This is a genomic window from Microterricola viridarii (assembly GCF_900104895.1).
Lineage (GTDB): Bacteria > Actinomycetota > Actinomycetes > Actinomycetales > Microbacteriaceae > Microterricola > Microterricola viridarii.
Genome location: NZ_LT629742.1, coordinates 3167640 through 3183200, shown reverse-complemented (window position 1 = coordinate 3183200; position 15561 = coordinate 3167640). Strand labels below are relative to the sequence as shown.

The window sequence follows — 15561 nt, the reverse complement described above, 5'->3', positions numbered from 1 at the left end:
TTCCACGGCCTTCTGGTGAGGTCGAGCAGTTCCAACGCTAGGAATCGCGCAGCCGCCGCACATGACAGTGATTGCCCCTCTTGTCCGCGCCCGACGGGGCGCCGCATAGTCAAAATCACCCATGCCGCCGCGCCGGCTCGGGCGTATCGTGAAGGGATGCGCACGTGGCGCTCTCCACCGCTGCCGCCGAGATGGACGAGCTCCGCTCAGCCGCTCTTCGTCGCCCGGCGCGAGGAACTCGCCTGGATCGACGAGGCTTGGGAGGACGCGCTCCGGGGCTCGGCCGGCGCGCTGTTCCTCAGCGGGGACGCCGGCTCCGGTAAATCACGGCTTGTCGCCGAGGCGTGCACACGGCTGCACGCGCGCGGCGCGGCGGTGCTCTCCGGCGCCTGCATCCAGGAGCTCGGCGCCGCGTTCGAGCCGCTCGACCAGGTGGTGCGCCAGCTGCTCGCCGGGCTGGACGACGAGGCGTCGGATGCCGCAGCCGACACCGTCCGGCTGCTGCGCGAGGTGTTCGCCCGCTCCCCGGCGCGGGAACGCGATGAGCAGGACGCGGCCCCGGATGTCGGTCAGATGCGCCTCTACGACGGCGTCGTCGAACTGCTCGGCGCGGTATCCGACGCCCGCCCCCTCGTGATCACGATCGACGACCTGCACTGGGCCGAGCCGACCGCGATCCGGCTGCTCGCCCACCTCGTGCGCCGCACCGTGGAGCGCGCCGACGGTGCCCGGGTGCTGATCCTCGGCACGCTGCGGGCCGGTCCGTTGGAACGCTCCGAGGCCCTCGGCGAGATGCTGGCCGAGCTGCAGAGCAGCGACGCCGTGCGCACGCGCGAGCTCGCGCCGCTGAACCCGGGCGAGATCGCCGACTACCTCGCCGCGCAGCTGGCGCTGCCGTCGACCGGCCTCGGCCACTCGGCCGGCACGCTGTACGCGCTCACCGGCGGCAACCCCTTCCTGCTGCGCGAGAGCTGGCGGGCCGTCGTCGAGGCGGAGACGGGAGCCGCCGGGCAGCCGATCGCGGTGCCGCAGAGCATTGGCGAACTGTTCCAGTCGAGGCTGGCCCGCTTCGACGAGCAGCAGCGCACCGTGCTGGCACTGGCCGCCGTGCTCGGGCTGGAACCGGACCTCGGCGAGCTGCTGGCGGTCAGCGCCGCCCCACCCGCCGTGCCCCGGCCGCTCGTGTTCGCCGCCGTCGAGCTGGCCGTGAGCCTCGGCCTGCTGGAGGCCCCACGGGGCCGGGACGGGCGCTACCGCTTCGTGCACGCGATCGCCCGGCAGCTCGTGCTGGAGGCGGCCGGTCCCACCGCGTTGCCTGCCCTGCATGCGCGCATCGCCCAGACCCTGGAACGGCAGTTCCCGGCCGCGCCGCACCGGGTTCAGCGCCTGGCCCACCACTACTCGGCGGCGCGCAGCCTGGGCTTCGGCGACCGCGCCGTGAGCTACCTGATCCGGGCCAGCGAGCTGGCCGATCAGCGGCTGGCCCATGAGGATGCCGGACGCTTGTTCGAGCGCGCGGCCGAATGCACCTCGGATGCCGCCGAGCGCGACAGCCTGCGCGTGCAGGCCGCCAGACGCTGGATCGCCGCCACAGACTTCGCGCAGGCCCGCGAGCTCTGCGAGCAGGTCATCGAGCTGGCCGCGCCGCGCACCCGCGTGCTCGCGGCGATCGAGTTCGAAGAGGCCAGCTGGAAGCCCGGGCTACCCGGGCACCGCGCCGTCGACATGCTCACGGCCGCGCTCGCCGGCATCCCTCCCGACGACGGCGACCCGCTGCGCATCGAGGCGCTCGGCGCACTCTCGCGCGCGATCGCCTTCACCGGCGACATCGACGCGGCCGAGGCGCTGGTCGAGCGGGCCATCGCGCTGGCCCGGCGGTGCACCGACCCGACCGTGCTCCCGCAGGTGCTGCGCGCCAGCATCACGCAGTCGCTGCGCCCGCAGGGCCTCGCCGCCCGCCGGGAGCGGGCCCGCGAGCTGGTGGGCCTCGGCCAACGCCCGCACAGTGATGCGCTCGGAGCCGGCGCCAACTTCTTGAGCGTCAGCGGCTACGTGCTCGGCGACGGGCAGGGCATGCTCGCCGCCGAGGAGCGCGTCGCCGACTGTGCCAGGCACTGGGGCGGCTACTGGCAGTACTGGGCGGTCTGCGCCCGCTTCGGCCGGATGTACATCGCGGGCCGGCTCACGGATGCCGCAGCGCTGTGCGCGCAGCTTGCCAGCGTCGAGTCGGGCTTCCGCTCCGATCTGAGCCTCGGGGTCAACGCCCTGCAGAGCTACATGGTGCGCCGCGAGCGCGGGCGGCTCGACTCCGTGCGACACCTCGTCACCGGCGAGGAATCGCCGAGCTCGCGGTGGGCGCCGGGCCTGTTGGCGCTGTACTGCGAGCTGGAGATGCGGGAGCCGGCCCGGCTGCTGCTGCGCTGGCTGCTCGAGCGGGAGGCGGCGCCGGCGCGGAGGGCAGCCGGCGCGCGCGCATCCGGCCAGTGGCCCGCCCAGTTGCTCTTCATGGTGGAGGCGGCACTGTGGCTGGGAGATCGGCGGGCAGCGGCCGAGCTGCGCCCGCTGCTCGCCGAGTACGAGGGCCTCAACGTCATGTCGGGCTACTACGTCGCCATCTTCGGCAGCGCCGACCGCTACCTGGGGCAGCTGGACGCCCTCTGCGCCGTCGGCGACCCCGGCGCGCACTTTGAGGCGGCCCTCGCTCTCGACGAGCGCACCGGCGCCCCGCTGCACGCCGCCTACACGCTGGCCGCGACGGCCCGCTTCCTGCGGCAATACGAGCCGCACTCAGCGCGTGCGGCCGCGCTCGCCGAGCGGGCCGAGGCCATCGCGAGACCGGCGGGTCTGGCCCGTGTGCTGCGGATGCTGCAGCCGAGCGGGCCGGCGGAGCAGGCTGCATCCGCGGGCCACCGCCCCGACGGGCTCACCGCCCGGGAGCTGGAGGTGATCGCCCTGCTCGCCGACGGGCGCAGCAACCGGCAGATCGCCGGCGCGCTCGTCATCAGCGAGCACACCGCGGCGAACCACGTGCGCAGCATCCTGGTCAAGATCGGGGCCAACAACCGCACCCAGGCGGCCAAGTACGCCAGGGAGAACCGGCTGGCCTAGCGGCATCGCGGCTCAGCCCGGTGGGTTGAGGCGGGTGTGCTCAGCCCGGTGTGCTCAGCCGACGGCGGCCAGCTGGCCGCTCGGCATCATGCGGCCGTCGACCTCGGTGATGACATCGGCCGGCAGCCCGGCCAGCCGCGCCGCATCGAGGATGGCCTCGACGGAGGGCGCCTCGTAGAGGCAGTAGCTCTTGCGCCGGTCGACGGAGAGGAACGAGTAGAGCCAGCGCACCTCGGCGTCGTCGTTGATGAGCACGATGTCTGGCGCGGCGTCGAGTGGAACGGGAACGTCTTCGGCGTAGCTGCGTTCGATAATGAAGTACGGCATGGAGCCTCCTCGAACAGTTGTTTCGAGGCTACTCCGAGGGGCGCGCGATTTCGAGCGCTGCGACCGCCCGCTGACGGGACCGGCCACCCAGCTGAGCGGGCCGCCCACCCCGCCGATTGAGCCTGTCGAAATCACTCCGGGTTTCGACAGGCTCGACCAGCGGGAGTGCCGTTATTTGGCCGGGTACGTGTAGAAGCCCTCGCCGGTGGACATGCCGAGCTTGCCCTGGTCGATGTAGCGCTCCTTGATCAGCGCGGCGAACTCGCGCTGCTTCGGGCCGCCGTTGGCGCTGACGTTGTAGGCCGTGGTGAGGCCGACCATGTCGTAGATCTGGAACGGGCCCATCGGGGCACCGGTGCTGATGCGCCAGGTGTTGTCGATGTCGACGGGCTCCGCGATGCCGTCGACCAGCAGCTCGCCGGCCGCGCTGAGGAACGGCACGAGCAGCGAGTTGAGCAGGTAGCCGGCCTTCTCCTTCTTGATCTCGACCGGCACCATGCCGATCTCGGCGCCGAACTCGAGCACGGTCTGCACGACGGCCGGGTCGGTGGCGGGCGTGCCCATGACCTCGGCGATGTTGTGCACCCAGATGCGGTTGGCGAAGTGCATGGCGAGGAAGCGCTCCGGGCGGCCGGTGAAGCCGACCATGTCGCTCGGCAGCAGGGTCGAGGAGTTGGTGGCGAAGATGGTCTTGGCCGGGGCCAGCTCGGCCAGCTTGGCGTAGGTGTCGCGCTTGATCTCGAGGTTCTCCGGCACGGCCTCGATGACGATGTCGGCGTCGGCGACGGCGTCGGCCAGGGTCGAGGTCAGCGTCAGGTTGCGGAGGGCGGCGTCGGCCTTCTCGTCCGCGGCGCCGGCCACCTCGGCCTTGTAGGTCTCGGCGAGCCCGGCGAACCGCTTCGCGGCGGCCTCGATGGCCGCATCGTTGATGTCGTAGGCGGTCACCGCGAAGCCGCTGTAGGCGGCCTGGTAGGCGATCTGCGAGCCGAGAACGCCGGTTCCCAGCACGGTGACGGTGCGAATGTCAGACATGTGTATCTTCCTTACTTTGCTGAGCTAGACGGAGTCGTGCAGCTCGGATGCGCTGGTGGCATTGTGTGCCGGCGCGGGGTGAAGGTAGCCACGTGAGATCACGTCTACCTGGCTCAGGATGCCGGCGAGCTCGTGCTCGACCGACACATCGGTGTGCGTCGCCTGGATGGACGCGAACAGCAGTACGGCGTAGATGGCGCGGGCGGCGGGCGCGGCATCCGGCGCCGGCAGCGCGGGCTGCCCGGGGGAGCCCGCGTGCTGCAGCGCCCAGGCGGTGGTGAGCACCTCGGCCACGCGCTGCTGCAGCCGGTCCATCAGTTGCAGCGCCTCGGTGCGGTACGGCTCGTGCGAACTGCCGAACAACATCGCCTGGCCGTAGGCCGCCGTGTTCTCGTCGTTCAGGCGGCCGAAGTGCACGATCGGGGTGAGCAGCGCGGCGAGCCGCTCGGCGACCTGCCCGGCCGGCGGCAGGTGCAGCTCGGCGTATTCGAGGGCGCGGCGGTAGCGCTGGTTGTGCACCATGAGGAGCAGCTCGGCCTTGCTCGAGGCATAGCGGAACACGGTGCCGGCTGCGACATCCGCCCGCTCGGCGATCTGCTGGGTGGTGACGGCGGCGTAGCCGCGCTCGGCGAAGAGGGCGTCGGCCGCGTCGAAGATGCGCTGCTGCTTGTCGCTCTTGTTGCGCTCGCGGCGCCCGGCGGGGTTCGGCTGATCGTCCGTTGGCATCGCTGCACCACCTCGCTCGACTGCGCGGGCCTCTCGCCCGCATCCGCTAATAACTGAGTGAACTCATTTATGAGTGTACTCCGTTTTGCGGATGCCGGGGCGGCTCGCCCGGGAGCCGCGCATTCCGGCATCCACTCGCCAGAAAACGTCCCAAAATCGGAGTTTTGGAACGTTTTCTGGAGAGTCGATTGCGCTCGCGGCGCGCAGACGGCGGCAGGGTCGGTTAGAGGTACCCGCTCAACCGGCCGTGCAGGGCGGTGCTGCGCTCGTCCAGGCCGGTGAAGCTGACGGATGCCGAATGCTCGGCGTACTTCTGCTGCACCGCGTCGAGCACGGCGACCGTCGAGGCATCCCAGATCTGCGCCTCGGTGAAGTCGACCGTGACCTCGGCCGGGTCGGCGCCGTAGCTGAACTGCTCGACCAGGTCGTTGGAGCTGCCGAAGAACAGCGGGCCGCTCACCGTGTAGTGCGCGTGGCTGCCGTCGGCGTCGAGCGAGCGCCGCACCGTCACGACGTGCGCCACCCGCCGGGCGAACAACACCATTGCCAGCACCGCGCCGGCCGCCACCCCGATGGCGAGGTTCTGGGTCACGACGACGATGAGCACGGTGGTCAGCATGACGAGGGTCTCCGGCAGCGGCATCCGGCGCAGTGTGGCCGGGGCGACGCTGTGCCAGTTGACCGTCTTGACGGCGACGATCATCATCACGGCGGCCAGCGCCACCATCGGGATCTGCGCCATCAGGCCGCTCAACGCGGTGACGAGCACCAGCAGGGTGACGCCGGCGACGAGGGTGGAGAGGCGGGTGCGGGCCCGGCCCAGCTTCACATTCACCACGGTCTGCCCGATCATGGCGCAGCCGGCGATGCCGCCCCAGAACCCGGCCAGGATGTTCGAGACGCCGAGCGCCCAGGATTCGCGGCTCTTGTTCGAGCAGGTGTCGGTCATGTCGTCGACGAGCTTCGCGGTGAGCAGGGTCTCCATCAGCCCGACGAAGGCGACGCTGAGCGCGGTCGGCCAGATCAGGGCGAGTGTGTCCAGGTTTAGCGGCACGGCGAGCTCGGTGAGGCCGGGCAGGGGGCCGCCGATGGCGCCCTCGTCGCCGACCGTCGGCACCGACAGGTGGGCGATGATCGTGATCGCGGTCACGGTGACGATCGCCACCAGCGGGGCGGGGACGGCCGTCGTGATGCGGGGCAGCCCGAGCACGATCAGCACGGTCAGGGCGAACAGCGGGTAGACCAGCCAGGGAACGTCGAGCAGGTGCGGCACCTGGGCGACGAAGATGAGGATGCCGAGGGCGTTGACGAAGCCGAGCATCACCGAGCGCGGGATGAAGCGCATGATGCGGGCGAGGCCCGAGACGCCGAACAGGATCTGCACGATTCCGGCCAGGATCACGGTGGGCAGCAGGTACTCGACGCCGTGTTCCTTGACGAGCGGGCCGACCACGAGGGCGACGGCGCCGGCCGCGGCGGTGACCATCGCCGGCCGGCCGCCGAGGAACGACATCGAGATCACCAGCACGACGGATGCCAGCAGGCTCACCTGCGGGTCGACGCCGGCGATCACCGAGAAGGAGATGATCTCGGGAATCAGCGCCAGCGTGGTGACGACCCCGGCCAGCACCTCCACGCTGAGAGCACGCGGGTTGCGGAGCACCTCCCGCACGGTCTGCGGAGCGGCGGCGGGGATGCCTGTTGCGGGAGTGGTGGGGGGATTCGGCACGCGTTCCAGCGTAGGCGCTCGGCTCCGACTCTCCGGCGAGCTCTCCTCGGGGTGCGGGCTGCGGTTCTTGAGGGCTGTTGTGCACAGGCCGAGCGGATGCCGCAATTCTCCACCGTCTCGAGATCGCCCGGGCAGGCGTCGCCTCGGGCGCGCAGCATGGGGGAATGAGCGCGCACGAAGCCGACGAGCTGCAACAGATCCCCCTCGATAGCGACGCCGCCGTGCAGGAGCGGGTGGAGTTGTTGATCGGGGTCGCCTGCCGAAGACAGTGGTGGATGCTCCTGCTGGATGATGCCGGGCGGCAGCTGCCGATCATCATCCCGATGGCGGACTACCCGACCACCCCGAATGGCGGCGCCGCCGAGGCCCTCGCCGAGCGCATCGGCGACACGGTCGTGCTCAGCGGCGCAGCCCAGGTCGTCTTCGTCTGGGAGCGTCCGGGCGGCCGGCGCCTCACCCATCTGGACCTCAGCTGGGCCAGGGCGCTCGGCGCCAGCTGTGCTGCCGCGGGCATCGCGGTGCGCGCCCAGCTGATCAGCCACGACCGCGGCGTGCGCTGGGTGGCCCCCGATGACCTCCTCTGAGCGGCTGCGGCAGAGGCCACTCGCTCCAACGCAGAGGGCTGGCCCGCCACAAGCGCACCGGCTATGGTGAATCCGATTCCCGGCTTCGATCACATCGCCCACCGGCCAGCGGATGGAGGGTAGTCGAGCATGACCCCCGCAGCGCGAGAGCCCCGTCTGCTGCTGCGCGTGCTGCTGCTCACCGTCGTCGCGGGCCTGCTGCTCGCCTTCGTCAGCGACGCCGCAACGCTGGTGCGGCGGCTGGAGGCCGGCGCGGCCGAGCAGCGCGGCGAACAGGCGTTCTACGACCACCCCGCCACCGTGGGTTCTGCGGCACCGGGAACCCTCGTGCGCAGCGAGGAACTGGCGAGCGCGCCGGACGGGATGCGCGGCTGGCGCGTGCTGTACCACTCGACCGACCGAGCCGGCGCCGACATCCTCGTCTCCGGGATCATCGCGGCCCCCGACACCGCCTCACCGCCGGCCGGGCGAACGGTCGTGGCCTGGGGGCATCCGACGACGGGCACAGCCGCGCGCTGCGCCCCCTCAAGCGGAATCGACCCCTTCGACGTGATCGAGGGCCTGCGCGACCTCGTGCACGCAGGGTATGTCGTCGCGGCCACCGACTATTCCGGCATGGGCTCGGCCGGGCCGGCATCCTTCCTCATCGGAACGACGGAAGGGCACAACGTGCTGGACTCCGCCCGGGCTGCCAGGCAGCTCGCCGCGGCCGGCGCAAGCGACAGGCTCGCGCTCTGGGGGCATTCGCAAGGCGGCCACGCCGCGCTGTTCGCCGCCCAACTCGCCGCGAGCTATGCGCCGGAGCTGCGCCTGCAGGCTGTGGCCGTCGCTGCCCCGGCGACCGAGCTCGGAGGGCTGCTGAACGCGGATATCGGCGACGTGTCAGGGGTGACGATCGGAGCATATGCCTTCGACGCATACTCGTCCGCCTATGCGGCCAGCCAGCCAGCCCTCCGACTCGACGCGATCCTGACGCCGGCGGGCGTCGCCGCTCTCCCGAAGATGGCCGCGCTGTGCCTGCTCGGCCAGAACTCTGCCCTGCACGTCATCGCCCGCCCCCTGATCGGTGGGTTCGTCGCGCACGACCCCACCACGATGGAGCCGTGGGCCTCCCTCCTCGCCGAGAACACCCCGGGCGCCGCGGCCATGCCCGTTCCGCTCTTCGTCGCCCAGGGGGCGAGCGACACCCTGGTGAGGCCCGCGCTGACCGCCGAGTTCGTCACGGCGCAGAGGGCCCTGGGGGCCGACGTCGAGTCCATCGTCATTCCGGACACCGGCCACGCGCTGGTTGCCCTGCGGGCAATGCCCAGGCTGATGGAATGGCTCGCCCAGAACGCCGCACCGACCGCCTTGCGCTAGCCGCCGCCGAGGAGGTGGCGTGCGGCGCCCTGTTGCGCACAAGCGCCGTCTGCTCCGACGTTCTCCACAGCGGGGGAGGGAGATGGGCGGCCCGCTTCACAGCGGCGCAGGATGAGGGAATGAGCGCACACGAATCCGACGCACTGCGACCAAACCCCCTCGAGAGCCGTTCGGCCGCTGGCGCCGCGGTGCGCACCCAGCGCCTGACCACCGCCGCCCGCGACAAGCGCACCGCCGCGGCGCTCAGCTCGCTGATCGCCCGCCTCCAGGTGGACTCGCTCGGGGCCGCCGACCCCAGCGAGCAGTACAACTACTGCGTGGTGTGGTCGGGCCCGGACCGCGCGTTCCGTGGCAGCGTCGACGAGTTGCCCGAGCTCTGCTGGTTCGCCGACGAGCAGACAGCGGCGCTGGCAGGCATCCGCAACCGCGCCCGCGAGGCGGTCGCCGAGGCCGCGGCAGCAGGGGCGCCGATCCCGCGCCCGTTCAGCGAGCTGCGCGCCAGCGGTGAGGCGGCGTTGGCGCGGGCCTCCGGCAGCGGGGCCGGCGTGCCGTTCTGGATACCGATCGAACTCTGGGCGGAGCTGGAGGCTGCGGCCAGGGAGCAGCTGATCGAGCCGCGGCTGCTGGCGATCTCGCGGCTGGCGGGCAGCCTCGCCATCTCCCTGAGCGAGCGGCGCACCTCCGGCTGAACCGGCGCCGCGTCGCCCGGCGCGGTTCGGAGGGGAGGCGCGGATCTGCTGGCAGAGTGGGGCCATGAAGTTCCGGATCTTCACCGAGCCCCAGCAGGGCGCCAGCTACGACGACCAGCTCGCCATCGCGCAGGCGACAGAGCGGCTCGGCTTCAACGCCTTCTTCCGCAGCGACCACTTCCTCGCCATGGACGCCCCGAACGGCGGGCTGCCCGGCCCGACCGATGCCTGGCTGACGCTGGCCGCACTGGCCCGCGAGACGAGCGGCATCCGACTCGGCACCCTGGTCAGCTCGGCGACGTTCCGCCACCCGGGCCTGCTCGCCGTGCAGGTGGCGCAGGTCGACCAGATGTCCGGCGGCCGAGTCGAGTTCGCGCTCGGCACCGGCTGGTTCGCCGCGGAGCACGCCGCCTACGGCGTGCCTTTCCCGAGGCAGCGCTTCGGCCTGCTCGAGGAACAGCTCGAGGTCATCACCGGCCTGTGGGACACCCCGCTCGGCGAGCGGTTCGATTTCACCGGCTCGCACTACACCCTGCGCGACTCCCCGGCCCTGCCGAAGCCGGCCCAGCAGCACATCCCGATCATCGTCGGCGGCACCGGGGCAGAGCGCACACCGCGCCTGGCGGCCCGCTTCGCCGACGAGTACAACGTGCCGTTCAGTCCGATCGCCGAGACGGATGCCGCCTTCGCCCGGGTGCGCGCGGCGGTCGAGGAGGCCGGGCGCGACGCCGGCTCGATGATCTACTCGACGGCGATCACCACCGCGATCGGCGCGAGCGAGTCCGAGTACCGCCGCCGTGCGGAGGCGATCGGGGAAGACCCGGCCGGGTTCCGTGCCGAGTCGCTCGGCGGCACCGTGCAGGAAGCCGTCGACAAGCTCGGCGCGCTCGCCGACATCGGCGTCGAGACCGTCTACCTGCAGATCATGGACATGCAGGACCTCGAGCACCTGGAGCTGATCGCCGCAGAGGTTGCCCCCGCTTTCGCCTAGCGGCTGAGCAGGCCCGCCCGGTCGGGGTTGCGCTCGAACCACTGGGCGGCGTACCAGCAACTGGGCACGACGCGCAGTGTGCTGGTGGCCTCGATGTCATTCACGGCGAACTCCATGAGATCGGCCGCATAGCCCTTGCCGCGGAACGGCGGCGGGGTGAAAGCGCGGGTCAGTGCGATCTCGGAATCGTTCGCCGCGTAGTCCAGCACGCCGATCAGCGTCGCGCCGTCACGCATGGCGTAGCGGCTGGCATCCGTCTCATTCTCAAAAGTGTGAGCCATGACCCCAGACTAGTTGGCCTTTCGGGGGAGGGGGCCGCTCGGCCGCGAGTCGTGACCGCGGGCGCTTTGTCGGGCGGCGGGAGGGGTGCCGGGCGCGGTGCGGCCGGGCGGGTGCCAATTTGAGTGGTACGTGCGCAGGTCGGATCCGGCGTACTCTAGAGGGTTGGCACTTAACGCCGTGCGAGTGGGCGGCGGGTTTTTTGCCTGCTGAACTGCTCGGGGTGGGCGAGTGCAACACAGACGGAAGGGTTGCCTTGAGCGACGAATGTATCCATGGTTTCGATGACGGCCTCTGCGCGCAGTGCTTTCCCCCGCCTGTCACGGAGCCGCTCACGGCCCCGGTCAAGCGCGTGGCCCGGGTGAAGCCAGCTTCGCTGCGGGAGGCCCCGATGGCCAAGCCCACGACTCGGGGCGCCGCGCCCGTGACGCTCAAGGTCGAGGCTGCCCCGACCAAGGTCGCCGAACTGCGCATCTACCACGTCACCCACGTTGACAACCTGAGCAGCATCCTCAAGGCCGGCCAGCTCTTCGCCGACTACGCCAAGCCGCCGGTGAACGTGTCCTCCGCCGGTGTGCGCGAGGCGCGCCGCAACAAGACCGTCGACGAGCGCGTGCTCAGCGAGGACATCGGCCCCCGCGTCGTCGCCGACTACGTGCCGTTCTACCTCTCCCCGAACGCGCACGTCTGGAACAGCATTCGTGCCGGCCACGACGACCCGCGCCTCACGCTCGAGGCGCTCGGCTACGCGGCATCCGAGTTCGTGCTGCTGGTCAGCACCGTCAAGCACGCCTTCGAGGCGGCCACGGCGCAGGCGGCTGCTGCCGCTGACGCCGATGTGACGGATGCCGTCGACGGCAGCCTCGGCGGATTCGCGGTGTCCGACGGCGATGCCGTCGGCCTGCTCACGAGCTTCGCCACCGACAAGTCGGAGGCCGAGCGCATGCTGAAGCGCCTGCGCGCCGACGACGAGTCCGACGCCATCCTGGGCGCCGAGGTGCTCGTCGCCGACACGTTCCCGTTCGAGCAGATCTCGCTCATCGGTGTCGCCAACGACAAGGTGCGGGCGACGGTGCGCGGCATCCTCGCCGACGCCGGCCACAAGACCAAGGTCGCCGTGTACCCGCCGTGGTTCCAGGCCACCGAGGACATCGCCGAGTAACTTCGGCCGTTCGCTACAGAGAAGACCCGCCCTCGCACGAGGGCGGGTCTTCTGCGTTGTCGGGGGACGTTGGCTTCGGTCGCAAGCTCCCTCGAGCCAACGGGAGAGAGCCGCAAGCTCCCTCGAGCCAACGGGCATCCCGTCTCCCGCTGGCTAGAGCGCACGCCCGCCCCCGTTGGCTCGAGGGAGCGCCAGCGACCGAAGCCAACGCGGCCCGCATTGGGAGCCTCCGGATTCCCGCTGGTCGAGTAGCGAGGAACGAGCGTATCGAGACCTCGCACGGGGCCCGGTTCCCCGCCGGAGCCCGGGTCTCGACACGGCCCTGGCGGGCCTACTCGACCATCGGGCACCCCCGCGTTGGCTCGAGGGAGCGCCAGCGACCGAAGTCAACCGCCGCGCGCTCCGACTGGCTCAACCGACGGCGGCGGCTCAGGTGACCGGAGCCGAGACGAAGAGCACACGCTCGCTCGCGACGAGGTCGTCGAGGCGGAGCACCCGGTCGAGGTCGTGCCCGACGGCGAGAGCCAGCGCCAGCTGCTCGTCGCCCTGCGGGGCCAGACGGCCCTCCATGAAGCCGCCGAGCGCGCGCACCGCGCAGGCAGCGATGACACCCTCCGGCGTGCCGCCGACGCCGAGGGCGAGGTCGAGCCCCGAGCCGGGGGTCGCCGCCTCGATCGCCGTGCCGATGTCGCCCTCGCCGACCAGGCGCAGCTGCACACCGGCGGCCTGCAGCTCCGCGATGAGCGCGGCGTGCCGCGGTTTGTCGAGCACGGCCGCGGTCAGCTCGCCGACGCCGCGGCCGGTGGCATCCGCAAGCCTGCGCACGTTCTCGGCGGCGGGCAGCGCGAGCGAGAGCACGCCGACGCCGGCGGGCCCGGCGATGAGCTTGTCCATGTAGAACACGTCGCGCGGGTCGAACAGGGTGCCGGCCGGGGCGAGCGCGATGACGCAGACCGCGCCGGGCAGGTTCTCGGCGGCCAGCCGGGTGCCGTCCAGCGGGTCGACGGCGATGTCGCAGGCGGGGTAGTCGGCGATGTCAGAACCAGCAGCCGAAACAGGAGCAGAAGCGGCGGCGCCGAAACCGAGCCCCAGCCGCTCGCCATTGGCCAGCATCGGGGCGTCGTCCTTCTCGCCCTCGCCGATCACGACCGTGCCGGCGAACGGGGCCGCGAGCAGCCCTGCGCGCATCGCCGCGACGGCGGCCGCGTCGATGCCGTTCTTGTCGCCGTCGCCGACGAGCGCCGCGGATGCCGCCGCTGCGGCATCCGTCGCCCGGACGACCGCGGCCACCAGCTCGGGGGAGAAGTTGTCTGCCCCGATGACCGTCGTGGATCCGGGGGAGTGCGGGCCAACCACCGCCTAGACGGAGCCGGCCGGCGGCCAGACGCCGATGATGAGCGCCATGATCACGATGGTCACCAGCTCGTGGGCGATGTTGAGCACGGTGAGCCCGGAGGGGCGGCCGTCGAAGGCGTCGTGCGTGATGAAGCGGGCCGCGGTGAAGCCGGCCCAGAGGATGACACCCGTGAACACGGCGTTCAGCAGGAAGCTGCCGCCGTAGAAGTCCCAGGCGATGAAGACGGCGCCGGCGAGCACCCAGGCGGTCACGAAGCTGACGATTAGCGTGACGATGATCGGCCAGAGCGCGTCCTTGGCGTTGCCGGACGGCGTGACCTTCGCCATCCGCATCCAGTAGTTGCCGAACACCTTCGGGGTGTACCAAATGGAGCCAACCACCATGCTCGAGGCGGTCGCGAGAAGCACGGCCCAGTAGTTGATATCGGGAACCATGCGTGCCTCCGAGCGTTGAAGCTGAGTGTGTGCTGGAAGTCTACTCCGGGGCTACTGCGGCGCGGGGGTTAGGAGGCCGCTTCGCGCTCCGCGGCCCGCCGCGGCAGCGTCTTCCCACGGAAGAAGTCCGGATGCCTGGCCCACCAGATGCCCATCAACACCAACCCGATCAGTAGGCCGCCAATGCCGACGACGGCCTCGGCGCCGATGCCGAGGATCGTGACGTTGTTGCCGTCGGCATCCGTCAGCCAGTCGGGGGCCGCGAACTGCACCGTGCCGTAGATGAACACGGCGAGCAGGACCAGGCCGCCGACCAGCGGGAAGATGCCCCGCATGATCATGTTGCGCGCCGAGGAGGTGAGGGTGCGCCGGTAGAACCAGACGCACGCGAAGCCGGTGAGGCCGTAGTAGAAGGCGATCATCAGGCCGATTGACCCGATCAGGGCATTCAACAGGTTGGGGCTGATCAGGGTGAACACGACGTAGAACACGCAGGAGGCGATGCCCATGCCGATCGTCGACCAGGTCGGGGTGAGGAAGCGCGGGTGGATGCGGGCGAAGCGTTCGGGGATCGCCTTGAACACGGCCATCGACAGGGCGGTGCGGGCCGTCGGCAGGATCGTGGTCTGGGTGGATGCCGACGCCGAGGTGAGGATCGAGGCCGCCAGCAACAGCATGCAGAAGGTGCCGATCGGCGAGTCTCCGAACAGGGCGGGCCCGATCGCGGTGAACACGTCGTCGGCGTTGGCCTCGTTGCCGAGCCCGATGCCCGTGGTGCCGACCCCGGCGAAGGCGACGGCGGCGGTCGTGACGAGCGCGTAGGTGACCAGCAGCAACAGGGTGCTGATCACGGCGGCACGGCCCGGCGTCTTGTCGGGCTCGCTGGTCTCCTCGTTCACCGAGACGGCGGTGTCCCACCCCCAGTAGATGAAGATCGCGGTGAGCATGGCCGGGGCGATGATGCTGCTGAAGTCGAGCGTGAAGGGATTGAACCAGTCGAGGGAGGGCACCAGCGAGTACGACTCCGCGGTGCCCGTGTACACCCGCACGAGCGCGAACGCGGCGAAGAGGATCAGCACGACCACCTCGATGCTCAGCAGCACCACCTGGATGCGGGCGGAGAGCTCGATGCCGCGGTAACAGATCCAGGTCATCACGATGATCCAGGCCAGCCCGGCCAGCGTCGACCAGAGCACGTTGTCGGCGAGGTCGGCCGCGCCGGACACACCCAGCTCGCCGAGGAAGATGAAGGAGTAGGAGCCGGCGATCGCGGCGAGGTTGGCCATGACGATCACGTCGGCGACGATGATGCCCCAGCCGCCCATCCAGCCGGTCACCGAGCCGAACGCCCGGGTGCCCCAGGTGAAGGTGGTGCCGCAGTCGGGCTCCGCCTTGTTCAGCTCGGCGTAGGCGACGGCGATCAGGTACATCGGCACGAAGGCGAGCAGCACGATGCCGGGCGCCTTGGTGCCGGCGAGCAGCGATCCGCCGCTCGCCACGATGAAGCCGACGCTCGCCGCCAGGCTGTACGCCGGGGCGGTGGAGGCGACGCCGATGACGACGCTGGAGACGAGGCCGAGCGCGCCGCCCTTCAAGCCCTTGCTGTCGACGGCACTCGCCGAGGCTGAGGATTGCGAGGAACCGGATGCCGCGGCATCCGGGCCGCTGGATGGAACGGGTGAACTCATCAGACTCTCCCAACGGGCAGCCGTCGCGAGAGGCGGCACAGCGGGGTCAGTGCGGTCGTTCAGCGAAGAGCGATCTGATCGGGGAAAGTGTAAGCC

At 70.9% G+C, this 15561-nt stretch carries 14 protein-coding genes; 6 read left to right on the top strand and 8 right to left on the bottom strand.

The window, feature by feature from the left end; translation table 11 throughout:
- Positions 1 to 156 precede the first annotated feature (156 nt).
- The gene (locus tag BLT62_RS18350) at positions 157 to 3108 is read left to right on the top strand and encodes an ATP-binding protein (protein WP_172829722.1); all 2952 of its coding nucleotides are present in this window, start codon (positions 157 to 159) and stop codon (positions 3106 to 3108) included.
- Between the two features lie 54 nt (positions 3109 to 3162).
- Here BLT62_RS18350 and BLT62_RS14590 read toward each other — a convergent pair whose 3' ends face one another.
- The 4 genes from BLT62_RS14590 to BLT62_RS14575 all read right to left on the bottom strand — a co-directional run bounded on the left by BLT62_RS14590 (position 3163) and on the right by BLT62_RS14575 (position 6922).
- Positions 3163 to 3435 (bottom strand): DUF4242 domain-containing protein, encoded by a 273-nt coding sequence (locus BLT62_RS14590; protein WP_083364716.1) that lies wholly within the window; start codon positions 3433 to 3435, stop codon positions 3163 to 3165.
- 171 nt (positions 3436 to 3606) lie between these two features.
- A complete protein-coding gene (locus BLT62_RS14585; protein ID WP_083364715.1) occupies positions 3607 to 4467 on the bottom strand; it encodes a 3-hydroxyacyl-CoA dehydrogenase in 861 nt (286 codons plus the stop codon).
- A gap of 24 nt (positions 4468 to 4491) precedes the next feature.
- The gene (locus BLT62_RS14580) at positions 4492 to 5193 is read right to left on the bottom strand and encodes a TetR/AcrR family transcriptional regulator (RefSeq protein WP_083364714.1); all 702 of its coding nucleotides are present in this window, start codon (positions 5191 to 5193) and stop codon (positions 4492 to 4494) included.
- 223 nt (positions 5194 to 5416) lie between these two features.
- Positions 5417 to 6922, bottom strand: a complete 1506-nt coding sequence (locus tag BLT62_RS14575; RefSeq protein WP_083364713.1) for a SulP family inorganic anion transporter — start codon at positions 6920 to 6922, stop codon at positions 5417 to 5419.
- Positions 6923 to 7086: 164 nt separating this feature from the next.
- Here BLT62_RS14575 and BLT62_RS14570 point away from each other — a divergent pair, with 164 nt between their 5' ends.
- The 4 genes from BLT62_RS14570 to BLT62_RS14555 all read left to right on the top strand — a co-directional run bounded on the left by BLT62_RS14570 (position 7087) and on the right by BLT62_RS14555 (position 10545).
- Positions 7087 to 7506, top strand: a complete 420-nt coding sequence (locus BLT62_RS14570) for a hypothetical protein (protein WP_083364712.1) — start codon at positions 7087 to 7089, stop codon at positions 7504 to 7506.
- 129 nt (positions 7507 to 7635) lie between these two features.
- Positions 7636 to 8865, top strand: a complete 1230-nt coding sequence (locus BLT62_RS14565; protein WP_083364711.1) for a lipase family protein — start codon at positions 7636 to 7638, stop codon at positions 8863 to 8865.
- A gap of 119 nt (positions 8866 to 8984) precedes the next feature.
- On the top strand, positions 8985 to 9554 hold the full coding sequence (locus BLT62_RS14560) for a hypothetical protein (RefSeq protein ID WP_083364710.1): 570 nt from the start codon (positions 8985 to 8987) through the stop codon (positions 9552 to 9554).
- Between the two features lie 64 nt (positions 9555 to 9618).
- Positions 9619 to 10545 carry an LLM class F420-dependent oxidoreductase gene (locus tag BLT62_RS14555; RefSeq protein WP_083364709.1) on the top strand — a complete coding sequence of 309 codons (927 nt, stop codon included), beginning with the start codon at positions 9619 to 9621 and terminating at the stop codon, positions 10543 to 10545.
- On the opposite strand, the gene BLT62_RS14550 is transcribed toward BLT62_RS14555, so the two are convergent.
- Positions 10542 to 10826: a GNAT family N-acetyltransferase gene (locus tag BLT62_RS14550; RefSeq protein WP_083364708.1), complete on the bottom strand. Its 285-nt coding sequence runs from the start codon at positions 10824 to 10826 to the stop codon at positions 10542 to 10544. The genes BLT62_RS14555 and BLT62_RS14550 overlap by 4 nt on opposite strands.
- A gap of 389 nt (positions 10827 to 11215) precedes the next feature.
- Between BLT62_RS14550 and BLT62_RS14545 the strand changes: the two genes are divergently transcribed.
- A complete protein-coding gene (locus tag BLT62_RS14545) occupies positions 11216 to 11986 on the top strand; it encodes a DarT ssDNA thymidine ADP-ribosyltransferase family protein (protein ID WP_083364707.1) in 771 nt (256 codons plus the stop codon).
- 429 nt (positions 11987 to 12415) lie between these two features.
- Here the strand turns inward: BLT62_RS14545 and BLT62_RS14540 are convergent, their stop codons facing one another.
- From BLT62_RS14540 to BLT62_RS14530, 3 genes are all read right to left on the bottom strand, one after another.
- Positions 12416 to 13342, bottom strand: a complete 927-nt coding sequence (locus BLT62_RS14540) for a fructose-bisphosphatase class II family protein (protein ID WP_083364706.1) — start codon at positions 13340 to 13342, stop codon at positions 12416 to 12418.
- Between the two features lie 3 nt (positions 13343 to 13345).
- Positions 13346 to 13777: a DUF1761 domain-containing protein gene (locus BLT62_RS14535; protein ID WP_083364705.1), complete on the bottom strand. Its 432-nt coding sequence runs from the start codon at positions 13775 to 13777 to the stop codon at positions 13346 to 13348.
- A 68-nt stretch (positions 13778 to 13845) separates the two neighbouring features.
- The gene (locus BLT62_RS14530; protein WP_083364704.1) at positions 13846 to 15465 is read right to left on the bottom strand and encodes an APC family permease; all 1620 of its coding nucleotides are present in this window, start codon (positions 15463 to 15465) and stop codon (positions 13846 to 13848) included.
- Between the last annotated feature and the right edge of the window lie 96 nt (positions 15466 to 15561).